The sequence below is a fragment of the Serratia sp. CY47444 genome (assembly GCF_052168635.1).
Lineage (GTDB): Bacteria > Pseudomonadota > Gammaproteobacteria > Enterobacterales > Enterobacteriaceae > Serratia > Serratia bockelmannii.
In genome coordinates this window covers 28,933-49,431 of sequence record NZ_JBJNMH010000007.1, presented here as the reverse complement: position 1 = coordinate 49,431, position 20,499 = coordinate 28,933, and the positions used below count along the sequence as shown (strand labels likewise).

General features: G+C 59.7%; 16 protein-coding genes. 2 read left to right on the top strand and 14 right to left on the bottom strand.

Going from position 1 to position 20,499, the window contains the following annotated elements:
* Positions 1–6: 6 nt before the first annotated feature.
* The 8 genes from kefC to pvcA all read right to left on the bottom strand — a co-directional run bounded on the left by kefC (position 7) and on the right by pvcA (position 11,716).
* Positions 7–1,860, bottom strand: a complete 1,854-nt coding sequence (kefC, locus tag ACJ8IL_RS11600; RefSeq protein WP_025301535.1) for a glutathione-regulated potassium-efflux system protein KefC — start codon at positions 1,858–1,860, stop codon at positions 7–9.
* Complete coding sequence (gene kefF, locus ACJ8IL_RS11595) at positions 1,853–2,410, bottom strand: glutathione-regulated potassium-efflux system oxidoreductase KefF (RefSeq protein ID WP_025301534.1); 558 nt, start codon at positions 2,408–2,410, stop codon at positions 1,853–1,855. Before kefF ends, kefC begins: the two co-directional genes overlap by 8 nt.
* A 170-nt stretch (positions 2,411–2,580) precedes the next feature.
* The gene (gene carB / locus ACJ8IL_RS11590) at positions 2,581–5,805 is read right to left on the bottom strand and encodes a carbamoyl-phosphate synthase large subunit (RefSeq protein WP_025301533.1); all 3,225 of its coding nucleotides are present in this window, start codon (positions 5,803–5,805) and stop codon (positions 2,581–2,583) included.
* A 16-nt stretch (positions 5,806–5,821) separates the two neighbouring features.
* The gene (gene carA, locus ACJ8IL_RS11585; RefSeq protein WP_071826157.1) at positions 5,822–6,970 is read right to left on the bottom strand and encodes a glutamine-hydrolyzing carbamoyl-phosphate synthase small subunit; all 1,149 of its coding nucleotides are present in this window, start codon (positions 6,968–6,970) and stop codon (positions 5,822–5,824) included.
* 470 nt (positions 6,971–7,440) lie between these two features.
* Positions 7,441–8,244 carry a 4-hydroxy-tetrahydrodipicolinate reductase gene (gene dapB, locus ACJ8IL_RS11580; protein WP_442516549.1) on the bottom strand — a complete coding sequence of 268 codons (804 nt, stop codon included), beginning with the start codon at positions 8,242–8,244 and terminating at the stop codon, positions 7,441–7,443.
* A gap of 263 nt (positions 8,245–8,507) precedes the next feature.
* A complete protein-coding gene (locus tag ACJ8IL_RS11575) occupies positions 8,508–9,767 on the bottom strand; it encodes a glycosyltransferase (RefSeq protein ID WP_442516566.1) in 1,260 nt (419 codons plus the stop codon).
* 24 nt (positions 9,768–9,791) lie between these two features.
* Positions 9,792–10,655 carry a TauD/TfdA dioxygenase family protein gene (locus ACJ8IL_RS11570; RefSeq protein WP_049207249.1) on the bottom strand — a complete coding sequence of 288 codons (864 nt, stop codon included), beginning with the start codon at positions 10,653–10,655 and terminating at the stop codon, positions 9,792–9,794.
* Between the two features lie 95 nt (positions 10,656–10,750).
* The gene (gene pvcA / locus ACJ8IL_RS11565; RefSeq protein ID WP_025301528.1) at positions 10,751–11,716 is read right to left on the bottom strand and encodes an L-tyrosine isonitrile synthase; all 966 of its coding nucleotides are present in this window, start codon (positions 11,714–11,716) and stop codon (positions 10,751–10,753) included.
* 191 nt (positions 11,717–11,907) lie between these two features.
* Here pvcA and ACJ8IL_RS11560 point away from each other — a divergent pair, with 191 nt between their 5' ends.
* Positions 11,908–12,834, top strand: a complete 927-nt coding sequence (locus ACJ8IL_RS11560; protein ID WP_025301527.1) for a LysR family transcriptional regulator — start codon at positions 11,908–11,910, stop codon at positions 12,832–12,834.
* Between the two features lie 272 nt (positions 12,835–13,106).
* Here the strand turns inward: ACJ8IL_RS11560 and ispH are convergent, their stop codons facing one another.
* Genes ispH through ribF form a run of 5 tightly spaced genes read right to left on the bottom strand, consistent with a single transcriptional unit; the run spans position 13,107 to position 18,823 of the window.
* Positions 13,107–14,060 carry a 4-hydroxy-3-methylbut-2-enyl diphosphate reductase gene (gene ispH / locus ACJ8IL_RS11555; protein ID WP_025301526.1) on the bottom strand — a complete coding sequence of 318 codons (954 nt, stop codon included), beginning with the start codon at positions 14,058–14,060 and terminating at the stop codon, positions 13,107–13,109.
* On the bottom strand, positions 14,041–14,511 hold the full coding sequence (gene fkpB, locus ACJ8IL_RS11550; protein WP_038628869.1) for an FKBP-type peptidyl-prolyl cis-trans isomerase: 471 nt from the start codon (positions 14,509–14,511) through the stop codon (positions 14,041–14,043). The genes ispH and fkpB overlap by 20 nt, the downstream gene beginning before the upstream one ends.
* Before the next feature lies 1 nt (position 14,512).
* A complete protein-coding gene (lspA, locus tag ACJ8IL_RS11545) occupies positions 14,513–15,022 on the bottom strand; it encodes a signal peptidase II (protein ID WP_025301524.1) in 510 nt (169 codons plus the stop codon).
* Between the two features lie 13 nt (positions 15,023–15,035).
* On the bottom strand, positions 15,036–17,852 hold the full coding sequence (gene ileS / locus ACJ8IL_RS11540; protein WP_167324831.1) for an isoleucine--tRNA ligase: 2,817 nt from the start codon (positions 17,850–17,852) through the stop codon (positions 15,036–15,038).
* A gap of 32 nt (positions 17,853–17,884) precedes the next feature.
* Positions 17,885–18,823 (bottom strand): bifunctional riboflavin kinase/FAD synthetase, encoded by a 939-nt coding sequence (ribF, locus tag ACJ8IL_RS11535; RefSeq protein WP_025301522.1) that lies wholly within the window; start codon positions 18,821–18,823, stop codon positions 17,885–17,887.
* Between the two features lie 390 nt (positions 18,824–19,213).
* Between ribF and rpsT the strand changes: the two genes are divergently transcribed.
* On the top strand, positions 19,214–19,477 hold the full coding sequence (gene rpsT, locus ACJ8IL_RS11530; RefSeq protein WP_004932960.1) for a 30S ribosomal protein S20: 264 nt from the start codon (positions 19,214–19,216) through the stop codon (positions 19,475–19,477).
* Positions 19,478–19,548: 71 nt separating this feature from the next.
* Here rpsT and nhaR read toward each other — a convergent pair whose 3' ends face one another.
* The gene (nhaR, locus tag ACJ8IL_RS11525) at positions 19,549–20,448 is read right to left on the bottom strand and encodes a transcriptional activator NhaR (RefSeq protein WP_004932962.1); all 900 of its coding nucleotides are present in this window, start codon (positions 20,446–20,448) and stop codon (positions 19,549–19,551) included.
* Positions 20,449–20,499: the final 51 nt, after the last annotated feature.

Genomic DNA, 20,499 nt, shown 5'->3' with positions numbered 1-20,499 from the left:
CTGCTGTTATCCTTTGGCTTCCACCACCTCATCTTCCGGCGCCTTGCCGTCGATACTGCCGCGCCAGCCGGTCTGCTGCACCCGCGACAGCCGATTCTGATCCTGCTCGATGGCCGCACTGAGCATCTCCTTGGCTCGCTGCAGGCTGGCGATACGGAATTCAGTATCCTGATAATTCTCCAGCGTGTCTTCCAACATCTTCAGGTTATAGCGGCGGAACGTGTCCGCCTTCTCGCGCGCCTCATAGGCGTCCAGCCCCAGCAGTTCCAGCGTTTCACGGCCGATGCGCAGCGAGCTTTCGAAAGTTTCGCGCTCCGGTTTTTCCACCCCTAGCTGCCGCAGCTGATACCAATGATCGACGTCGCGCGCCCGCGCCACCACCTTCAGATGCGGGAAGTGCTGCCTGGCCAGCTCGGTTAACGCCAGGCTGTCTTCCACATCGTCGATGGCGTTGATCAGCACCTTGGCGTGAGCGGCGCCGGCGGCCTCCAGCAGATCGGCCCGCGTGGCGTCGCCGTAAAACACCTTGGTGTCGAATTTGCGCAGCGTTTCAATATGGTCCGGATCGTGATCCAGTACCACGGTGTGCACGCCGTTGGCCAACAGCAAACGGCCGGCGATCTGGCCGAAACGGCCGAAGCCGGCAATGATCACGCTGGCATTCTCGTCGTCGATGACGTCAGCCGGGCGCTCCTCTTTCGGCGCATTTTTTTCCAGCTGCGCGGCGATCACCAACAACAGCGGCGTGGCCGCCATCGACAGCGCTACCGCCAGCGTCAGCGACTTGGCCCATTCGACCGGCAATACGCCGGCCAGCTGCGCGGCGCTGAAAATCACAAAGGCAAACTCACTGCCCTGGCCCAGCAGAATGGCGAACAGGCCGCGCTGGCGCTTCGGCACCCCGAGCAGCGGCCCAATCAGCCACAGCAGCGCCGCCTTGATCAACATAAAGCCCAGCAGCAGCGAGGCGATCAGCAGCGGGTGATGGAACAGGGTGCCGAAGTCAATCGACATGCCAACGCCGATAAAGAACAGCCCCAGCAGCAACCCCTTGAACGGCTGAATATCGCTCTCCAGCGCGTGACGGTATTCCGAGCTCGCCAGCAGTACCCCGGCGAGGAACGCCCCCATCGCCATCGACAGTCCGGCCATCTCCAGCAGGATGCCAAAACCGAACACCAGGAACAGCGCCACGGCGCTGAACACCTCGCGCATGCCCGAACGGGCGACAAAGTGCAGCAGCGGGCGGGTGACGTAGCGGCCGAGCAGCACCACCATCGTCAACGCGCCCACCACCTTGGCCGCCGACAGTACGAAAGCGCCCAGCGTGGTGGTGGCGCCGCTGCTGGCGAGCAGCGGGATCATCGCCACCAGCGGGATCGCCGCGATATCCTGGAACAGCAGCACCGCAAACGCACTGCGGCCGATTGGCGACGGCGTCAAATTACGTTCGCTCATCGCCTGCATGGCGATGGCGGTAGATGAAAGCGCCAGCGTCAAACCGATCAGCAGCGCCACCTTCCAGTTGAGGCCGAGGAAGTAACAGAAGGCGCTCAGCGCCAGGCCACAGCCCACCATTTGGATGCTGCCGCCGCCGAACACCGAGGCGCGCAGCGTCCACAGCCGCTTGGGATCCAGCTCCAGGCCGATGATAAACAGCATCAGCACCACGCCGATCTCGGCGAAGGTCAGGATCGACTCGGCATCCGACACCAGCTTCAGCCCCCAGGGGCCGATAATACAGCCGGCGATCAGGTAGCCAAGCACCGAGCCCAGCCCCAGTCGCACCGCGATCGGCACGAACAGCGCCGCGGAGCCGAGGTAGATCAGTCCCTCGATCATCATGTGATGGTTATCCATGGCTGGCCTCCCGGGTTTCCGCTTCGGCATGTTCCATCAGGTAGTCAACCAACCGCTGGCGGTAGGCTTCGCCGGCGGCGAGCAGCGCCGGCTCGTTGCAGGTAAAGGTGTTGTGCACGGCGAAATAAGGTTGCCAGTTCATGCCGCAATAGATCGCCGTAGCCTGCAGCGGCTGCGCCAGCGTAGCGAAGTTAGGAAAGTCGCCCAGCTCGAAGTGGTGCTCGTCGCCGCCGCTGGTCACTGCCCACAGGCAGTCTTTACCCACCAGCGCATTGCCGTCGTGGCCGTAGGCCCAGCCGTGCTCCAGCACTTTGTCGATCCACAGCTTCAACAGCGGCGGGAAGCTGTACCACTGCATCGGATGCTGCAGCACCACCAGGTCGGCGCGCTCCAGCGCCTGTTGCTCGGCGTTGATATCGATATTGAAATCGGGGTACAGCTCATACAGCGAGCGCACCTCTACCTCGGGGAGATCCCTCACCGCCTGCAGCAGGCGCTGATTGGCATGCGAATGCCGGGGATACGGGTGAGCATAAATTATCAGAATCATTGTTATCGTCGTTCCTTCGTTTCTTGCCAATACACCAAGCATATACCAATCACACAGAGTGACAGTTTGCCCACTGATTGATAGCGGAAATTTTTAACACCAGCCGACAAATTCGCTGAATAAAAAAAGGCGCTGCATCTGCAGCGCCCTGGCATAACGTTCTCGCGCGGTTACTTGCCGATACGCGCGTGCATTTCCTGCACCGAAGTCACCTGCTCGGTCGGATCCGCTTTCAGCGCCATCGCGGTGGCAAAGCCGCCGTTCAGCGTGGTGTCGTAGTGCACCTTGTACTGCAGGGCGCTGCGGCGAATCAGCTTGGAGTCCTCAATCGCCTGGCGGCCTGCCGTGGTGTTGACGATGTAGGTGTACTCGCCGTTCTTGATACGGTCTTGAATGTGCGGACGCCCTTCGTGCACCTTGTTGACCAGACGCGGGTTGATACCCGCTTCGCCCAGCACCACCGCGGTGCCGTGGGTGGCATCCAACTCGAAGCCCTGCTTCAGCAGGCTGGCGGCCAAATCGACCACGCGGGCTTTATCGCCTTCGCGCACCGACAGCAGCGCGCGGCCCTGCTTCTTCATGCCCGAGTTGCTGCCCAGCATCGCTTTGGAGAAGGCTTCCGCGAAGGTGCGGCCTACGCCCATCACTTCCCCGGTAGAGCGCATTTCCGGCCCCAGAATCGGGTCGACGCCCGGGAATTTGTTGAACGGCAGCACCACTTCTTTCACCGAGTAGTACGGCGGGATAATTTCTTCGGTCACGCCCTGCTCAACCAGCGTTTTGCCCGCCATCACGCGCGCGGCCACTTTGGCCAGCGGCACGCCGGTCGCTTTGGACACGAACGGCACGGTACGCGCGGCGCGCGGGTTGACTTCAATCAGGTAGACTTCGTTGTCTTTCACCGCGAACTGTACGTTCATCAGACCGCGCACCTGCAGCTCGAACGCCAGTTTTTCCACCTGGCGACGCATCACGTCCTGAATTTCCTGGCTCAGGGTGTACGCCGGCAGTGAGCACGCGGAGTCGCCGGAGTGCACGCCCGCCTGCTCGATGTGCTCCATGATGCCGCCAATCAGCACGCGCTCGCCGTCGCAGATAGCATCGACGTCCACTTCCACCGCGTCGTCCAGGAAGCGGTCCAGCAACACCGGCGCATCGTTGGACACGCTGACCGCGGTCTGGAAATAACGGCGCAGGTCGGTTTCGTCATAGACGATTTCCATCGCCCGGCCGCCCAGCACGTAGGAAGGACGCACTACCAGCGGATAGCCGATGCCCGCCGCCTTCTCGACCGCCTGCTCGATGGCGGTAACGGTGGCGTTGGCCGGCTGCTTCAGGCCCAGGCGGTTGACCGCCTGCTGGAAGCGTTCGCGGTCTTCGGCACGGTCGATGGCGTCCGGGCTGGTGCCTATGATCGGCACGCCTGCGGCTTCCAGCTCACGCGCCAGCTTCAGCGGGGTCTGGCCGCCGTACTGTACGATAACGCCTTTTGGTTTCTCGATGCGCACGATTTCCAGCACGTCTTCCAGGGTCACCGGCTCAAAGTACAGGCGGTCCGAGGTGTCGTAGTCGGTGGAGACGGTTTCCGGGTTACAGTTGACCATGATGGTCTCGTAACCGTCTTCACGCAGCGCCAGCGAGGCGTGCACGCAGCAGTAGTCAAACTCGATGCCTTGGCCGATACGGTTCGGCCCGCCGCCTAACACCATCACTTTCGGCCGGTCGTTGGTCGGGTTGGACTCGCACTCTTCTTCATAGGTGGAGTACATGTAGGCGGTGTCGGTGGCGAATTCCGCCGCGCAGGTATCCACGCGCTTGTACACCGGATGCAGACCGTGGCTGTGACGCAGCTTGCGAATTTCGCTCTCGGCGACACCGGCTAGCTTGGCCAGACGCGCATCGGCGAAGCCCTTGCGCTTCAACGTGCGCAGGAAGTCTTTGTCCAGGCCGTTGATGCCCGCTTCGGCTACCTGCTCTTCCAGGCGCACCAGCTCTTCAATCTGCACCAGGAACCAGCGATCGACGTTGGTCAGGTTGAAGACGCCGTCGACCGACAGACCGGCGCGGAAGGCGTCGGCGATGTACCAGATGCGGTCGGAACCGGCGTCTTTCAGCTCGCGGCGGATTTTGGTCAGCGCTTCCGGATCGTCCAAGCTCACTTTCGGATCGAAGCCGGTGGCGCCCACTTCCAGACCGCGCAGCGCTTTCTGCAGCGACTCCTGCTGGGTGCGGCCGATGGCCATCACTTCGCCGACCGACTTCATCTGGGTAGTCAGGCGATCGTTAGCGCCGGCGAACTTCTCGAAGTTGAAGCGCGGGATCTTGGTCACGACGTAGTCGATGGACGGCTCGAACGACGCCGGAGTGCGGCCGCCGGTGATGTCGTTCATCAGCTCATCGAGGGTATAGCCCACCGCCAGTTTGGCGGCGATCTTGGCGATCGGGAAGCCAGTGGCTTTCGACGCCAGCGCCGAAGAGCGCGACACGCGCGGGTTCATCTCGATGACGATCAGGCGGCCGGTTTTCGGGTTAACCGAGAACTGCACGTTGGAGCCGCCGGTTTCAACGCCGATCTCACGCAGCACCGCCATCGAGGCGTTGCGCATGATTTGGTATTCCTTGTCGGTCAGGGTCTGGGCCGGCGCAACGGTGATCGAGTCGCCGGTGTGGATGCCCATGGCGTCGAAGTTTTCGATGGAGCAAACGATGATGCAGTTGTCGTTCTTATCACGCACCACTTCCATCTCGTACTCTTTCCAACCGATCAGCGATTCGTCGATCAGCAGCTCGTTGGTCGGCGACAGGTCCAGACCGCGTTCGCAGATCTCTTCGAACTCTTCGCGGTTGTAGGCGATGCCGCCGCCGGTGCCGCCCATAGTAAAGGAAGGACGGATAATGCACGGGAAGCCGACGTCAGCAGCCACCGCCAGCGCTTCTTCCATGGTGTGCGCGATGCCGGAACGCGCGGTATCCAAACCGATTTTCTTCATCGCCACGTCGAAACGGCGGCGGTCTTCGGCCTTGTCGATGGCATCGGCGGTCGCGCCGATCATGGTGACGCCGAACTCGGCCAGCACGCCCTGACGCTCCAGTTCCAGCGCGCAGTTCAGCGCCGTCTGGCCGCCCATGGTCGGCAGCACCGCATCCGGGCGCTCTTTTTCGATGATCTTGCGCACCACTTCCCAGTGGATCGGCTCAATGTAGGTCGCGTCGGCCATCTCCGGGTCGGTCATGATGGTCGCCGGGTTGGAGTTGACCAGAATGACGCGGTAGCCCTCTTCGCGCAGCGCTTTACACGCCTGGGCGCCCGAGTAGTCGAACTCACACGCCTGGCCGATAACGATCGGACCCGCGCCGAGGATCAGGATGCTTTTTATGTCTGTACGTTTTGGCATTTTTTACTGCTCCTGATTATTTGGCGTTAGAACGGTAAGTCTCAATCAGTTCGATAAAGTGATCGAACAGCGGCGCGGCGTCGTGCGGGCCTGGGCTGGCTTCCGGGTGCCCCTGGAAGCTGAACGCCGCCTTGTCGGTGCGGTGAATGCCCTGCACCGTGTGGTCGAACAGCGATTTGTGCGTCACGCGCAGGTTCGCCGGCAGGTTGTTTTCATCTACCGCAAAGCCGTGGTTCTGCGCGGTGATCATCACGGTGTTGTTGTCCAGATCCTTCACCGGGTGGTTGCCGCCGTGGTGGCCGAGCTTCATCTTCATGGTTTTCGCCCCGCTGGCCAGCGCCAGCAGCTGGTGGCCCAGGCAGATGCCGAACACCGGAATGTCGGTTTCCAGGAACTGTTTGATGGCGGCGATGGCGTAGTCGCACGGCTCCGGGTCGCCCGGGCCGTTGGACAGGAAGATGCCGTCCGGATTCATTTTCAGCACTTCGTCGGCTGGGGTCTGCGCCGGCACCACGGTCAGGCGACAGCCGCGATCCACCAGCATGCGCAAGATGTTGCGCTTGGCGCCGTAGTCGTAAGCCACCACGTGGAACGGCAGTTCCGCGGCGGTTTTGGCTTCCGGCAGATCGCCTTCAAGCGTCCAGCTGCCTTGCTGCCAGCTGTAGGCCTCTTGAGTGGTGACCTCTTTCGCCAAATCCATGCCCTTCAACCCCGGGAAGCCTTGCGCCTTGGCCAGGGCCAGCGCGGCGTCCGGCGAATCGGCGGCAACGATGCAGCCGTTCTGGGCGCCTTTTTCGCGCAGCAGGCGGGTCAATTTACGGGTATCGATATCGGCGATCGCCACAATGTTGTGACGCTTGAGGTAGTCGGACAGGCTTTCTTCACTGCGGTAGTTGCTGGCGATCAGCGGGAGGTCACGAATGACGAGGCCTTGGGCGTGTACTGCGGAGGATTCTTCGTCGGAAGCATTGGTGCCGACATTGCCGATATGAGGATAAGTAAGAGTAACGATCTGGCGGGAATAGGAAGGATCAGTGAGGATTTCTTGATAACCGGTCATCGACGTATTGAAGACCACTTCCCCCACTGCCGTTCCCTCTGCCCCGATGGCCCGACCGTGGAATTGGGTTCCGTCTTCCAGAACCAATAGCGCTGACTTTATCAAAACATCCTCCGAGGAATAATCAATCACAATATTTGCATATTAATTCAGATATCACGATCTAAATCAATGCAAAAACCGTCCGCGAGGCCAATTTTTGGCAAATTGGGCGCATTTTAATGATGAGTGCCCGGCTTGTCTACCCAAACTGCCGTTTTTTGTTTTATTTTTGCAGTTCTCGCCGCTCATGCGGCTTGAGCGACGATAAAAACACAGAAAACCGGGGCTGGAAAACGGTTGCGAGGCTGAATGACGGAAAATGGCGCCAGAATAGACTCAAAAAGACCTTAAAATGAGATTTGGTGGATAAAAACGGGATGATTAGCAAGGTAAATATCAATAAATAACAGTCAATGAAACAAAATCACGCCAATGCTTCATTTTTCATGTTAAAAAAAAGGACAATAAAATTATTGTCCGATTATCATAGCATTATGATCAATACAACCACATCACGATGGTATGCAAATCAATTATAATTGGTCCAAATTCAACACATCACGCATATCAAACAGGCCTTTATCCCGAGTATGCAACCAGGCGGCCGCGCGCACCGCGCCGCTGGCAAAAGTCATACGGCTGGAGGCCTTATGGGTGATTTCCACCCGTTCACCGATGTCGGCGAACATCGCGGTGTGCTCGCCGACGATGTCGCCGGCGCGAATGGTGGCAAAGCCGATGCTTTTCGGATCGCGTTCGCCGGTATGGCCTTCGCGCGCATAGACCGCGCAACTTTTCAGGTCGCGCCCCAGCGCGCCGGCGATCGCTTCGCCCATGGCCAACGCCGTGCCCGACGGCGCATCCACTTTGTGCCGGTGGTGCGCCTCAACGATTTCGATATCGGTATAGTCGCCCATGACCTGCGCGGCCTTCTCCAGCAGTTTCAGCACCAGATTGACGCCGACGCTGAAGTTGGCGGCAAACACGATACCGATATGCTGCGCCGCATCGCGGATCGCCTGTTTGCCGGCGTCATCGAAGCCGGTGGTGCCGATCACCATCGCCTTATGGTGCGCCACGCAAAATTCCAGGTAGCCCAGGGTGCTTTCAGGGCGGGTGAAGTCGATCAAAATATCGAACTCGCTCGCCACTTTATCCAGACTGTCACTCACCTTGACGCCCAGCGCGCCGGCATCAACGCCGACCAGGCTCGATCCCGGGCGCGACAGCGCCGCCCCCAACACCACGCCTTCCGCCTGCTGCACCGCCTGGATCAATTGACGGCCCATCCGGCCGCCGGCGCCCGCAATCGCAATGCGGATTTGTGAATCTTTCATGCTTGCTCTCTTCTTGATGTAACGCGTATCCCATTAACCTATCGATTCAGGGTAACTGCCCCGCTGCGGCGCCGCCAGAGGATTCATTTCATAATTAGAAAATTATGATATTCCTCCGTTCTCATCAGCGGCGCTGTCGTGAGATTAACATTCAACCGATTTGGCGGCCTGCGACGATTGTACATAATCATGCAGTTTTCATTGCAAAAAAATGCAGAAAAAAGGCGCCGAAAACGGCGCCTGAGGAACGGAGTGCGGCGGGGTCAAGCGGTAATGGCGGCCACTTCGTTGGCTATCGCCGTCAGCGCATCGTGGCGAGCATAGTCCTCCTGCACCAGCGCCGCGCGCCGGCGATAGATCGGCTGTTGCAGAATGCGCGTCGCTGCCGCCAGTATTTGTTCCGCGCTTGGCGTGCTGGTATGCAGGCTGATGCCGCAACCGGCGGCCACCACGCGCGCGGCCGCCTCCAGCTTGTCCTCACCGGTGCCGGCGACAATCAGCGGCACGCCGCTGTCCAGCGCATAGTTGATCGAGCCGTAACCGCCGTTGGTGATCAAGAGCGCCGCCTGCGGCAACCAGTGTTCGAAGGAGATAAACGCCCGCACTCGGGCGTTGTCCGGCAATGCGTCCATCAGCCCTTCGGTCGCCCGCCCGCCAGTGGTGGCCAACACCCGCACCGGCAGATGCGCCAGCGCCTGCAGCGTCGGCACGATCAGCTGATGCAGATCGACATTGGCCAGCGTGCCCTGAGACACGATCACCAGCGGCCGACGATCGTCCTCCTCCCACAGCGCCTCTTCCGCGGCCGGTTGACCACCGCTGCGCAGCGGCCCGACGAAGCGCACGCCGCTCGGCAGGTCGTCGCGTTCATATTCCAGCGCCGTGGTGGCCAACTGCAGGAAACGCTCGCAGCCGCCGATCAGCGCATCGGTAAACGGGCGATTCAGCGGCCGCCCACCCACTTGCACCAGCGCGGTATCAAAGCTTTGCTGCACCTCATCAAGCAACACCCGCGTCGCTTCATCCACCAATTGCTCGCGGGTCAGCGCCCGCGGCAGCAGCGCCGGCGGGATGCGCGGGCCATAGAAAATGGCGTCGCGCGAAGAATACGACAGCGGCGTGACGCCGATCCCGAAGACCGGCGGCCGTTCGGCGGACTGCAGCAGCGGCAGCACGCCGTAGAAGCAGTTCTCCACCATCAGCAGATCGGTCTTTTCGGCGGCGATGGCCGCACGCAGCTGACGATCCAACAGTGGGATCGGCGCGGCGAAGAAATCTTTCAGCGCCAGCGCCATCTGCGCATTGCCCGGCGGCAGCGCGGCGCGCTCGGGGAAATGCTCCTCCAGGTGGCGATAGTCGAAATCCACCTGCGCGTCGAACGGCACGAAGCTCGCCCCAGCCGCTTCGGCGCGTTCGCGGAACAGCGCGCCGGTCATCACCCGCACCTGATGCCCTTGGGCAACCAGGTGGCGAGCGATGGCCAACATCGGGTAGACGTGCCCCGGAGTGGCGACCGCCGCCATCAGTATCCTTGCCATAATGCTCCTTTACGCTTCTGCGTTGGCCGGCTTCAGCGCCAGATTGGCGCACACCGGGTTGCTCTGAATATGCACGCGCTGCAAATGACGCGCGGAACGGGCAGTAAAGCCCTCACGGCCGTGCAGCAGCGAGAAATTGTCCGCCACCACCACGTCGCCCTGTTGCCACTGATGGGCATAATAGTGACGCGGATCGTACAGGTGCTGCTGCAGAGTGTGATGGAACTGTTCCTGCTGTTGTTCCGGCACGCCGTGATATTCCAGCGCATGCTGGTTGAGGAATTTTTTCCCCTCCGTCGGCGGTTCATTGTAGCGCATGATCAAGCCCCTGCCGTTCGGGTGCTGCACCACCAACGGCGAACAGACTTCTCCGCCGTAATGCACCACCTGCTTGATGCGGTAGGTGATCGACACCGACAGCCACTGATCCAGCAACGCTTCGTCCGCATTGGCCAGCAGCCGCGTGGTATCGACGAAGGTAGTGCACCCGCCTTCGTCCTGCGACGGCGCCGCCACGCAGTGGAACAGCTGGAACTCGGGGATGGTCGGCTTATACATGCCATCCCAATGCAGCGGGACGTAGCTGCTGTCGAAAATATGATCCTTGGCGTCAGGATGTTCCTTCACGTCCAGCACCGCGCCGAACGGCCACATCATGATCTCGCCCCACTGCTCGGCGTAGCGCGTCAGAACCTCCCCATCGCTGAAACCGGAGTCGAATCCGCGCAGCACCAGCAAGTGGTGCTCCTGCGCCAGCGCTCGCAGCGCCGCCACCGGTAGCTCGCCGATCTTTTGCCCCGGATGCTGCGGCGTCAGGATCGCGCCGAACGGGGTATTCGGTTGGATATGGCAATTAAGCGGTTGGTTGTTCATCAGTATTCTCCTTGCATCGAATGTGCTGCTCACACGGCAACGTGCCGTCAAAAACGCGCCCGTCAGGATTTCGGGCGCAAAAGCATGCAGCGGCCTCAGGCCATCTGCGGTTGTTCGATCAGGTAATGGCTCGGCGTGCCGCGGATCTCTACCAGCTCGCCGTCCAGGCTCTGCGCGTCTTTACGTTTCATCAGCACGAACTGGCCGTTCACGTTGGCTGCCACGCCGTGCCACGGCGTCAGCCAGTCGTCTTTGGTCGGCATCATGTGGATACCCATTTTCAGACTGTCGACCGGCTGCGGGTGAATCGACAGACGGATCGCCGCCGGGAAGTGCTGCGCCAGCAGATTGCCCCAGGCCCAGCTGCGCTGGATCACGCCGCAAGCGCGCTGTTTGGCGTCTTTCTGCAGCGCGGCGTTGGAACCGCTGTAGCCCGGCAGTTGGCTGTCTTCATACAGGAAACGCGTGATGGCGCGGTACAGCAAGAGGCCCTGTTCGTCCTGCATCAGTTGCTGTTTGATCGCCTCTTCCGATTCGGCATAGCCCTCCACCAACAATCGGCGCAGCAGATCATAATCATCGGTATGCTCCGCCAGGCCTTTGACATCGCCGAGGTTGAACACGCTCAGGTATGTCGCGCCCACTTCATGCAGCAGGCTTTCAATCTCGCGCTGATAGTGGTTGATCGCGTCGTCGCTGACGCGGATCAGATCGCCGAACACGTGACCGTCGGAGCAGATAACGATATGCGCCCCCGGCGGGTAATAGAGCTGAATGCGCTGGCACAGCGAGTTGAGGAAGATCAGCGACAGCCGCTCCGCCATGTCCGGCACCGCACCGATCACCTTGTTGGTGTTGGGCGACTTGGTCGGGAAGGCCGGCAGCACGAATTCGATACGTTGCTCGTTTTCGATGAATGCCCGAATGCGCGGCAATTGCACCTGAGTGACCCGCCGTTCTTCTTCGGCGATCGAGGTGTCGTCGCCGGGGAAACGGCGGCGGTATTGCAATAATTCACGTAGGATCTTTAACGATATTTCTTCTTTCTGAGCGCTGTCCACAATGAGCTCCTGTTGCGATGTGGCGCGGGTGTATTATTGATAAGCGCAATAAGATTTATCAAAAAGAGAAAAAATCTCTGCAAAATAATAATCAGCCCGGCGTTTATATGCTTCAGGCAATATAGAAGAGATGGTGCTATATTATTAGCCCGTATAATTCACAATCTTGGTTAAGTTGTGCTTAACAAACTATGAGCAATATTTTAAAACGCATGGCCATTTTCTCAAAAGTGGTCGATTGCGGCGCATTCAGCATGGCGGCAAAAGAATTGGGCATGACGACCTCCGCCGTCAGCCAACATATTCGCCAGCTGGAGGAACATCTGGGCATTCAATTACTGTTGCGATCGACGCGTTCATTGAGTCTGACCGAAGCAGGATTGTGTTTTTATGAAGATTGCCTGCTGATGATCCACGCAGCCGAACGTGGCCAACAACGGATCGCCGCGCTGCGCGGCGAGCTGGTCGGCGAACTACGTGTCGCCACCTCCACTGAATTCGCCACCCACTATCTGGTGCCGGCGCTGCAAAGCTTCCTCGATGAACACCCGCAGCTTACGCTGCGACTGGAAATCCACGATGAGAAGATAGACCTCATCACGCAACGCATCGATCTGGCGATACGTGGCGGTGTGCTGGCCGACTCCAGCTACGTTTCCACGCGGCTGGCGCGCTGCCGTGAAGTGTTATGCGCCTCACCGGCCTACCTGGCACACCACGGCGTGCCGGATTCACCGCAGGCGCTGAGCCATCACCACTGGGTCACCTTTACACCGCTCGGCAACCCGCAGTTTGTCCGTCTTATCCATCGCGACGGCGGCGAACACCGCATGCGTATGACGGGGCGTTTGTTCACCAACAGCGGTATGGCGATGAAGGAGTTGGCGCTGACCGGCAAGGGGATCATTCGCAATTTCTTCGCCAACGTTGAACGTGAATTGCGCAGCGGTGAGCTGATTGAAATATTGCCCGATTGGCGGTTACCGGAAATTAATTGCTATGCCATTATGCCGCGCAGGGAGATCCAGCCATTAAAAGTCAGACGGTTGCTGGAACATATGAAACTCTATTTGCAGGAGAAGGGATTAACGGCCGTAGAACATATTCGACAGGAATAAAATAAGAAACATCTGCAACATCCATTATTGTAATTATTGTAATCACTTTGCCAACACCGGGCCTCATTTAGATTGCAGCCTAATGATATTCTGATTAATGACTTTTCGCCAGCCTTTATAATTAAATACACCGCCGTTATTTCAAATACTCAGAATAAATTTGACTTTAGTTAGCAGAAAATTTGAATATGCATGGCATGTTATTTTTAACGCGGCACGATTCCAAAAAAAACGGGAAGCCTAAGCTCCCCGCTGTCATCCGCCGGCGCATGTCAGTCAATCTGACGAACGTCCACCCGCAGCTCTTTAGGCACTTCAAACACGATGTTCTCTTCACGCCCGCTGATTTCATGCACGTCCAGGCCGCCCAGCGCTTTCAGGCGAGAAATCACCTCCTGCACCAGCACGTCCGGTGCCGAGGCGCCGGCGGTAACGCCGATATTGCGCGCTTCGCTCAGCCAGCTCTCCTGAATATCCGCCGCCGAATCGATCAGATAAGCCGGTTTGCCCACGCGCTGCGCCAGTTCAGCCAGACGGTTAGAGTTGGAAGAGTTCTTTGACCCCACCACCAGCACCACATCCGCATCGCCTGCCAGGTTACGCACCGCTTCCTGACGGTTGGTGGTGGCGTAGCAAATGTCATCCTTACGCGGACCGATAATGCTCGGGAAGCGCTGACGCAGCGCGTCAATCACGTCCGAGGTATCATCAACCGACAGCGTGGTCTGCGTCATGAAGCACAGATTGCTTTCGTCTTTCACCTGCAGCTTCCACACGTCTTCCGGCGATTCGACCAGGTACATGCCGCCCTTCGGGTTGCTGTACTGGCCCATGGTGCCTTCCACCTCCGGATGACCGGCATGGCCAATCAGAATCGCTTCGGTGCCGCGGCGGCTGGCGCGCGCCACTTCCATATGCACCTTGGTCACCAATGGGCAAGTGGCGTCGAACAACATGGTCAGATCGCGCGCCTTGGCTTCGGCGCGTACCGCCTGAGACACGCCGTGCGCCGAGAAGATCAGGATAGAACCGTCCGGCACTTCGGCGATCTCTTCGATAAACACGGCGCCCCGCTCACGCAGGCTGTCAACCACGTAGCGGTTGTGCACCACTTCATGCCGTACGTAGATCGGCGCGCCATACAGCTCCAGCGCACGTTCCACGATGCTGATCGCACGATCAACCCCGGCGCAGAAGCCGCGCGGGTTAGCCAGCAATATTTGCATGCGTCTCCTCCTGCTGCGGATCGATCTCCAGCACTTCGATATCGAAGGTCACCGGATGGCCCGCCAGCGGATGGTTGAAATCGACGGTGATTGAATCCTCCGCCACCGCGCGCACCACGCCCGGCATTTCGCTGCCGTCGATGGCGGTAAACAGCATGATGGTGCCCACGTCCGGCACGCCGGTTTCCGCGAAGTCGCGGCGCGAGAAGAACTGGACCAGATCCGGGTTCTCCGCGCCGAACGCCGCTTCCGGCTGCAGGGTAAAGGCACACTTGTCGCCCGCTCGCAGGCCGAGCAGCTGCGCTTCCAGCGGCGCCGACAGGCTGCCGTCACCCAGACGGAACAGCGCCGGTTTGCCGCTGCTGCGGGTAGATTCGGCGGTCGAACCGTCTTCCAGTTTCAGCGTAAAGTGAACCAGCACCGCGCTGTCACTGATAATCTGAGCCGTCATGTTACTCACCTTTACTCTTTGCGCCTTTGTTCGCCGGCGACAGGAAACCTTCCAGCACGATCATCGCCGCACCCACGCAGATAAAGCTGTCCGCCAGATTGAAGGTCGGGTAGTGCCAGTCACCGACGTAGAAGTCGATGAAATCGACCACAAAACCGTGCCACAGGCGATCGAACAGGTTGCCCAACGCCCCACCGATGATGAAGGCGTAGGCGATGTTGTTCAGCTTCTGCTGCGCCGCGCTGCGGTACATCATCACCAGCAGCACCGCGACGATGGCGATGGCGATGCCGGCGAAGAACCAGCGCTGCCAACCGCCGTGATCGGCCAGGAAGCTGAACGCAGCGCCGTAGTTGCGCGCGTAAAACAGGTTGAACGACGGGATCAACGGTTGGGACTGGCCCAGCGTAAAGTTAGCGAGGATCCACTGCTTGCTGCCGAAATCCAGCGCCAGCACCGCCACTACAACCCACAGCCAACGCAGGCCGGTCGAACAAATTGGTTTACTCATCAGGCGCGAGTTCTCAGGCAAAGTTACGCTTCTCGCCGTCACCGGCGACGTTGCTCACACAGCGGCCGCAGATGTCTGCGTGCTCCGCCACCAGACCGATATCGGTGGTGTAATGCCAGCAGCGCGGGCACTTCTCACCTGGCGCCGTGCTGAAGGCGATCTTCAGCCCTTTCAGCAGCTCGGAGGCCTGCGCGTCGGCCGGCGCATCCGCCAATGGCGCAACGCTTGCCGCAGAGGTCAGCAGCACGAAGCGCAGCTCATCCTGCAGGCTGTTCAGGCGAGCCGCTAGCTCGCTGTCGGCATACAGCGTCACCGCCGCTTCCAGCGAACCGCCGAGGCGTTTGTCGGCACGCGCCTGCTCCAGCACCTTGTTCACTTCGCCGCGCACTTTCAGCAGCTCAGCCCAGAAAGCGTCGTTCATCGGCTCGCCTTCCGCCAACCCGAACAGGCCGTCGTACCACTCTTCGGTGAACACGTACTGCGCGCGTTTGCCCGGCATGAAGCCCCAGATCTCGTCTGCGGTGAACGACATGATCGGCGCCATCCAGCGCACCAGCGCTTCCACGATGTGATACAGCGCGGTCTGGCAGCTGCGGCGGGCGACGCTGTCGCTCTTGGCGGTGTACTGACGATCCTTGATGATATCCAGGTAGAAGGAGCCCATCTCGACCGAACAGAACTGCATCAGGCGCTGCACCACTTCGTGGAAATCGTAGTTGGCATAAGCCTGCTCGATATCCTGCTGCGCCGCCAGCGCGCGGCCGACCGCCCAGCGATCCAGCACCACCATGTCTTCAGGCGCCACGCAGTCGGTGCTCGGCTCGAACCCGTTCAGGTTGGCCAGCAGGAAGCGCGCGGTGTTGCGGATGCGGCGGTAAGAGTCGGCGGAACGCTTGAGGATCTCGTCGGATACCGCGATCTCGCCGGTGTAATCGGTCGACGCCACCCACAGACGCAGAATGTCGCCGCCGAGCTTGTTCATCACGTCCTGCGGGCTGACGGTGTTGCCGATCGACTTGGACATCTTGCGGCCCTGGCCATCGACGGTGAAGCCGTGGGTCAGCACTTCTTTATAAGGCGCCTTACCTTTCATCGCGGTGGAGATCATCAGCGATGACATGAACCAGCCGCGGTGTTGGTCGGAGCCTTCCAGATACATGTCAGCGCTGTGGCCCTGGAACTCAGGGCGCACATCGACAACAGAGGCGTGAGTAGAACCGGAATCGAACCACACGTCCAGCGTATCCGGCACTTTCACGTAGTCGGCGGCTTCCGCACCGAGGATGTCGGCCGCGTCCAGATCCCACCAGGCCTGAATGCCGTCTTGCTCGACGCGCTTGGCCACTTCTTCCATCAGCTCAACGGTGCGTGGGTGCAGCTGCTCGGTCTCTTTGTGCACGAACAGCGACATCGGTACGCCCCAGGTGCGCTGACGCGAGATGCACCAGTCCGGGCGGTTGGCCACCATCATTTCGATGCGCGCCTGGCCCCAATCCGGGATCCACTGCACGCCCTTGATCTCTTCCAGCGACTGCTGACGCAGGCCTTTCTGATCCATGCTGATGAACCATTGCGGCGTGGCGCGGAAGATGATCGGCGTCTTGTGGCGCCAGCAGCACGGATAGCTGTGCAAGAACTTCTCGACGTGCAGCAGCGCGCCTTTGTCACGCAGCAGATCGACGATCAGATCGTTGGCCTTGAAGACGAACTTGCCGTCCAGCAGCGGGTAGGTGCCGGTCAGGTAGCAGCCGTTCGGCCCTACCGGGTTGGCCACTTCCAGGCCGTATTTCTGGCCGATCACGAAGTCGTCCGGGCCGTGGCCTGGCGCGGTGTGCACCGCACCGGTACCGGCGTCCAGCGTCACGTGCTCGCCGAGGATCGCCGGCACGTCGAAGTCCATGAACGGGTGTTTGAAGCGCAGCAGCTCCAGATCGGCGCCTTTGCAGCTGCCCAGCACCGTCCACTCGGTGATGCCGGCGCGTTTCATCACGCTTTCCACCAGTTCGGCCGCCAGGATCAGGCACTGGCCGTCAACCTGCACCAGTTGATAGGTGAAGTCCGGATGCAGCGAGATCGCGCGGTTGGCTGGCAGGGTCCACGGGGTGGTGGTCCAGATAACCAGCGAGATGGCGCCGTTGAAGTGGCTCACGCCAAACTTGGCCGCCACGGCAGCCGCGTCGGCCGCATGGAAGGTCACGTCGATCGACGGCGAAGTCTTGTCGTAGTACTCCACTTCCGCTTCCGCCAGCGATGAGCCGCAGTCGGTGCACCAGTGAACCGGCTTGGCGCCTTTCAGCAGGTGGCCGTTGCTGATGATCTTGCCCAGCGCGCGGATAATGTTGGCTTCGGTTTTGAAGTCCATCGTCAGGTACGGACGATCCCAGTCGCCCAGCACGCCCAGGCGGATGAAGTCCTTCTTCTGACCTTCAACCTGCTCGGCCGCGTACTCGCGGCACTTCTGGCGGAACTCGGCCGCCGTCAGCTTCTCGCCCGGTTTGCCGTACAGCTGCTCAACCTTCAGTTCGATAGGCAGGCCGTGGCAATCCCAACCCGGCACATAAGGCGAGTCGAAGCCGGCCATCCCTTTCGACTTGATGATAATGTCTTTGAGAATCTTGTTAACCGAGTGACCAATGTGAATGCTGCCGTTCGCATACGGAGGGCCGTCATGCAAAATGAAGGTTTTTTTGCCCTTTTTGGCAGTACGAATAATCCCGTACAGATCCTGTTCATACCAACGTTGCAGCATGCCAGGTTCGCGCTTGGCGAGATCGCCGCGCATCGGGAACCCTGTTTCCGGCAAGTTCAGGGTATTCTTGTAGTCACTCATTAGATTCTCGGTTCCGTTTTCGGCTATAGAGATTAAACCGGTGTCTGTAGCCCGAAGAACTTCCGGGCCGTCACCACATCATTGGCGATTTGCTGCTTCAGGGCATCGAGCGAAGCAAACCGTTGTTCATTGCGCAATTTTGCGCGGAGCACCACCTCAATATGGCGCCCGTAAAGATCCATTGTGACATCCAGCAGATGCACTTCCAGCTGCTGGCGCACGCCGGCGACGGTCGGACGCGTGCCGATGTTGGCCACGCCCGGCAGCGGCTGCGGCCCCAGGCCGTACACCTCCACCGCATACACCCCTTTCACCGGCGCCACCAGGCGCTTGAGCGGCAGGTTGGCGGTCGGGAAGCCGATGGTGCGGCCCAGCTCATCGCCGTGCACCACGCGCCCGGAGATGCTGTACGGGTGGCCCAGCAGGGTCTCTGCCAGCGGCAGATCGTCCTCGCTCAGCGCGGTGCGGATCGCGGTGCTGCTGATGCGCCGCTCGCCTTCGCGGAAGGTCGGGGTACTGACCACGTCGAAGCCGTACTCTTTTCCGGCCTGCTGCAATAGCGGAAAATCGCCCTGACGCCCGGCGCCAAAGCGAAAATCATCCCCCACCATCAGGAATTTGACGCCCAGTTTTTCCACCAGCAGCTCGGCGACGAACGCCTGCGCGGTGTTGGCGGCGAAACGCGGATCGAACTTGACGCACAGCAGGTAATCGACGCCCGCCTGCGCCAGGTAGTTGGCCTTGTCGCGCAGGCGCGTCAAACGGGCCGGCGCCTTGTCTGCGGCGAACATCTCCAGCGGCTGCGGCTCAAAGATCATGACCATCACCGGCAGCCCGAGGCGTTGCCCTTGTTGCTTCAACTGCTCCAGCAACGCCTGATGACCGCGATGCACGCCGTCGAAGTTGCCGATGGTGAGCACGCAACCATGGTGGCGCGCCCGGATATTGTGAATGCCGCGAATTAGCTCCATAGCTGGCTCAAAACAGTGGAAATCGGCGGATTATACCTTGTACAGCCGGTAAGGTTAACCCGCGATTGGTGCCTTTATGTAATAGACATACCATACCGGAGATAATCTGCGCGTGAAACGGCTTCGCCGCAGTTTATCCGGCGCCACCGGGCCGATTCTCGACCGCGGCCAACGGCTTGCGCCCGCCGCGGCAAATCATTGGCGAATTTTCTCGCGAAACACTGTATTCCCAAGAGCGAAGCTGGTAAAATCCTGCGCCATCACAACGTAGCGAGTGCCGCCTGTACAAACGGCGCTTATTTGCACAAATCCATTGACAAACGAAGGCTAAAAGGGCATATTCCTCGGCCTTTGAATTGTCCTCAATAGAATATATTTGGGAGTTGGACCTTGGCTAATATCAAATCAGCTAAGAAACGCGCCGTACAGTCTGAGAAACGCCGCAAGCATAACGCAAGCCGTCGCTCAATGGTGCGTACCTTCATCAAGAAGGTAGACGCAGCTATCGCAGCTGGCGACAAAGAAGCAGCACAAAATGCATTCCTGGTAATGCAGCCACTGGTGGACCGTCAGGCAGCTAAAGGCCTGATCCACAAAAACAAAGCAGCGCGTCATAAGTCAAACCTGACTGCACGCATCAACGCAATGCAGTAAGCATTTCGTTATCTGCTTGATAAAAAAACCGGCTCAGGCCGGTTTTTTTACGCCCTGCGTTCAGTGAACCGCTAGCAGGAAAACAGCGCCGAGAAGTCTTTGTTGCAGACGCGCTGCACCGCCGGATGCTGGATCATGCGCTCGGCGAAGATGATGTAATACTCCTCCTGCACGCTGTCTATACGTCCAATCTCCACCACGTTATCATCGTTGTAGGTATCCTGCGCATACAGCGTCGGCGCCACGAAGATCGCGTTGTGGTACATGCCGAAAGCCTTCATCAGCGCCGCATCGTCGAACTCGCCCAGAATCTCCACCTGGATGCCCTGCGTATTGAACCAGTTGAGCAGTTTGCGCCCCAGCATCGAACGGCGGCCGGGGATCAGCAACTTGCGCTGCTCCAGGCAGGCCGGGAACGGCAACTCCGGCGCCGGCTGGCGACAGAAGAAGCTGATGCCGCACTCGCCCAGCTTCAGCGAGAACAGCCCTTCCTGCTGGCTGGAGTCCACCGGGCAATCCGACAGGATCATATCCAGCTTGTGCTGGCTGAGCTGCTCCAGCAGCATCTCGTGCGTCGATTCAAAACAACGCAGGTGGATCTGTTCGTTGTCCACCACCACCGCCGTTTCCAACACCTGGCTGACCAGGCGCTTCGACAGCGCGTCCGCCACGCCGACGTCGAACAGCAGATTCGACTCTTTGCGATAGTTGACGATATCCAGCATTTCCTGGCTGAGCATAAACATCTTGTCAGCATAGCGGAACACCAACTGCCCCAGCTCCGAAGGCACCAACCCGCGCCCCTGGCGTTTGAACAGCTTGCCGTCCAACCGCTCTTCTAGCGCCTTGATCTGGCCGGTGATGGTCTGCGGCGTCAGAAACAACGCTTCAGCGGCGCCGACCACGGAACCGGCCTTGCAGACCTGCCAGAAATAGTAAAGGTGATTAAAGTTGATATGCGACATCCTCACGAGCGGCTCTCCTTAACAACGTTTCGCAGCGGCAAACGGTGTGCCGTGACG

What these genes read in the sequence shown, in the direction of transcription:
- kefC (WP_025301535.1), bottom strand. Translation starts at nt 1,860, where the DNA reads ATGGATAACCATCACATGATGATCGAGGGACTGATCTACCTCGGCTCC.
- kefF (WP_025301534.1), bottom strand. Translation starts at nt 2,410, where the DNA reads ATGATTCTGATAATTTATGCTCACCCGTATCCCCGGCATTCGCATGCC.
- carB (WP_025301533.1), bottom strand. Translation starts at nt 5,805, where the DNA reads ATGCCAAAACGTACAGACATAAAAAGCATCCTGATCCTCGGCGCGGGT.
- dapB (WP_442516549.1), bottom strand. Translation starts at nt 8,244, where the DNA reads ATGAAAGATTCACAAATCCGCATTGCGATTGCGGGCGCCGGCGGCCGG.
- ACJ8IL_RS11575 (WP_442516566.1), bottom strand. Translation starts at nt 9,767, where the DNA reads ATGGCGGCGGTCGCCACTCCGGGGCACGTCTACCCGATGTTGGCCATC.
- ACJ8IL_RS11570 (WP_049207249.1), bottom strand. Translation starts at nt 10,655, where the DNA reads ATGAACAACCAACCGCTTAATTGCCATATCCAACCGAATACCCCGTTC.
- ACJ8IL_RS11560 (WP_025301527.1), top strand. Translation starts at nt 11,908, where the DNA reads ATGAGCAATATTTTAAAACGCATGGCCATTTTCTCAAAAGTGGTCGAT.
- ispH (WP_025301526.1), bottom strand. Translation starts at nt 14,060, where the DNA reads ATGCAAATATTGCTGGCTAACCCGCGCGGCTTCTGCGCCGGGGTTGAT.
- fkpB (WP_038628869.1), bottom strand. Translation starts at nt 14,511, where the DNA reads ATGACGGCTCAGATTATCAGTGACAGCGCGGTGCTGGTTCACTTTACG.
- lspA (WP_025301524.1), bottom strand. Translation starts at nt 15,022, where the DNA reads ATGAGTAAACCAATTTGTTCGACCGGCCTGCGTTGGCTGTGGGTTGTA.
- ileS (WP_167324831.1), bottom strand. Translation starts at nt 17,852, where the DNA reads ATGAGTGACTACAAGAATACCCTGAACTTGCCGGAAACAGGGTTCCCG.
- ribF (WP_025301522.1), bottom strand. Translation starts at nt 18,823, where the DNA reads ATGGAGCTAATTCGCGGCATTCACAATATCCGGGCGCGCCACCATGGT.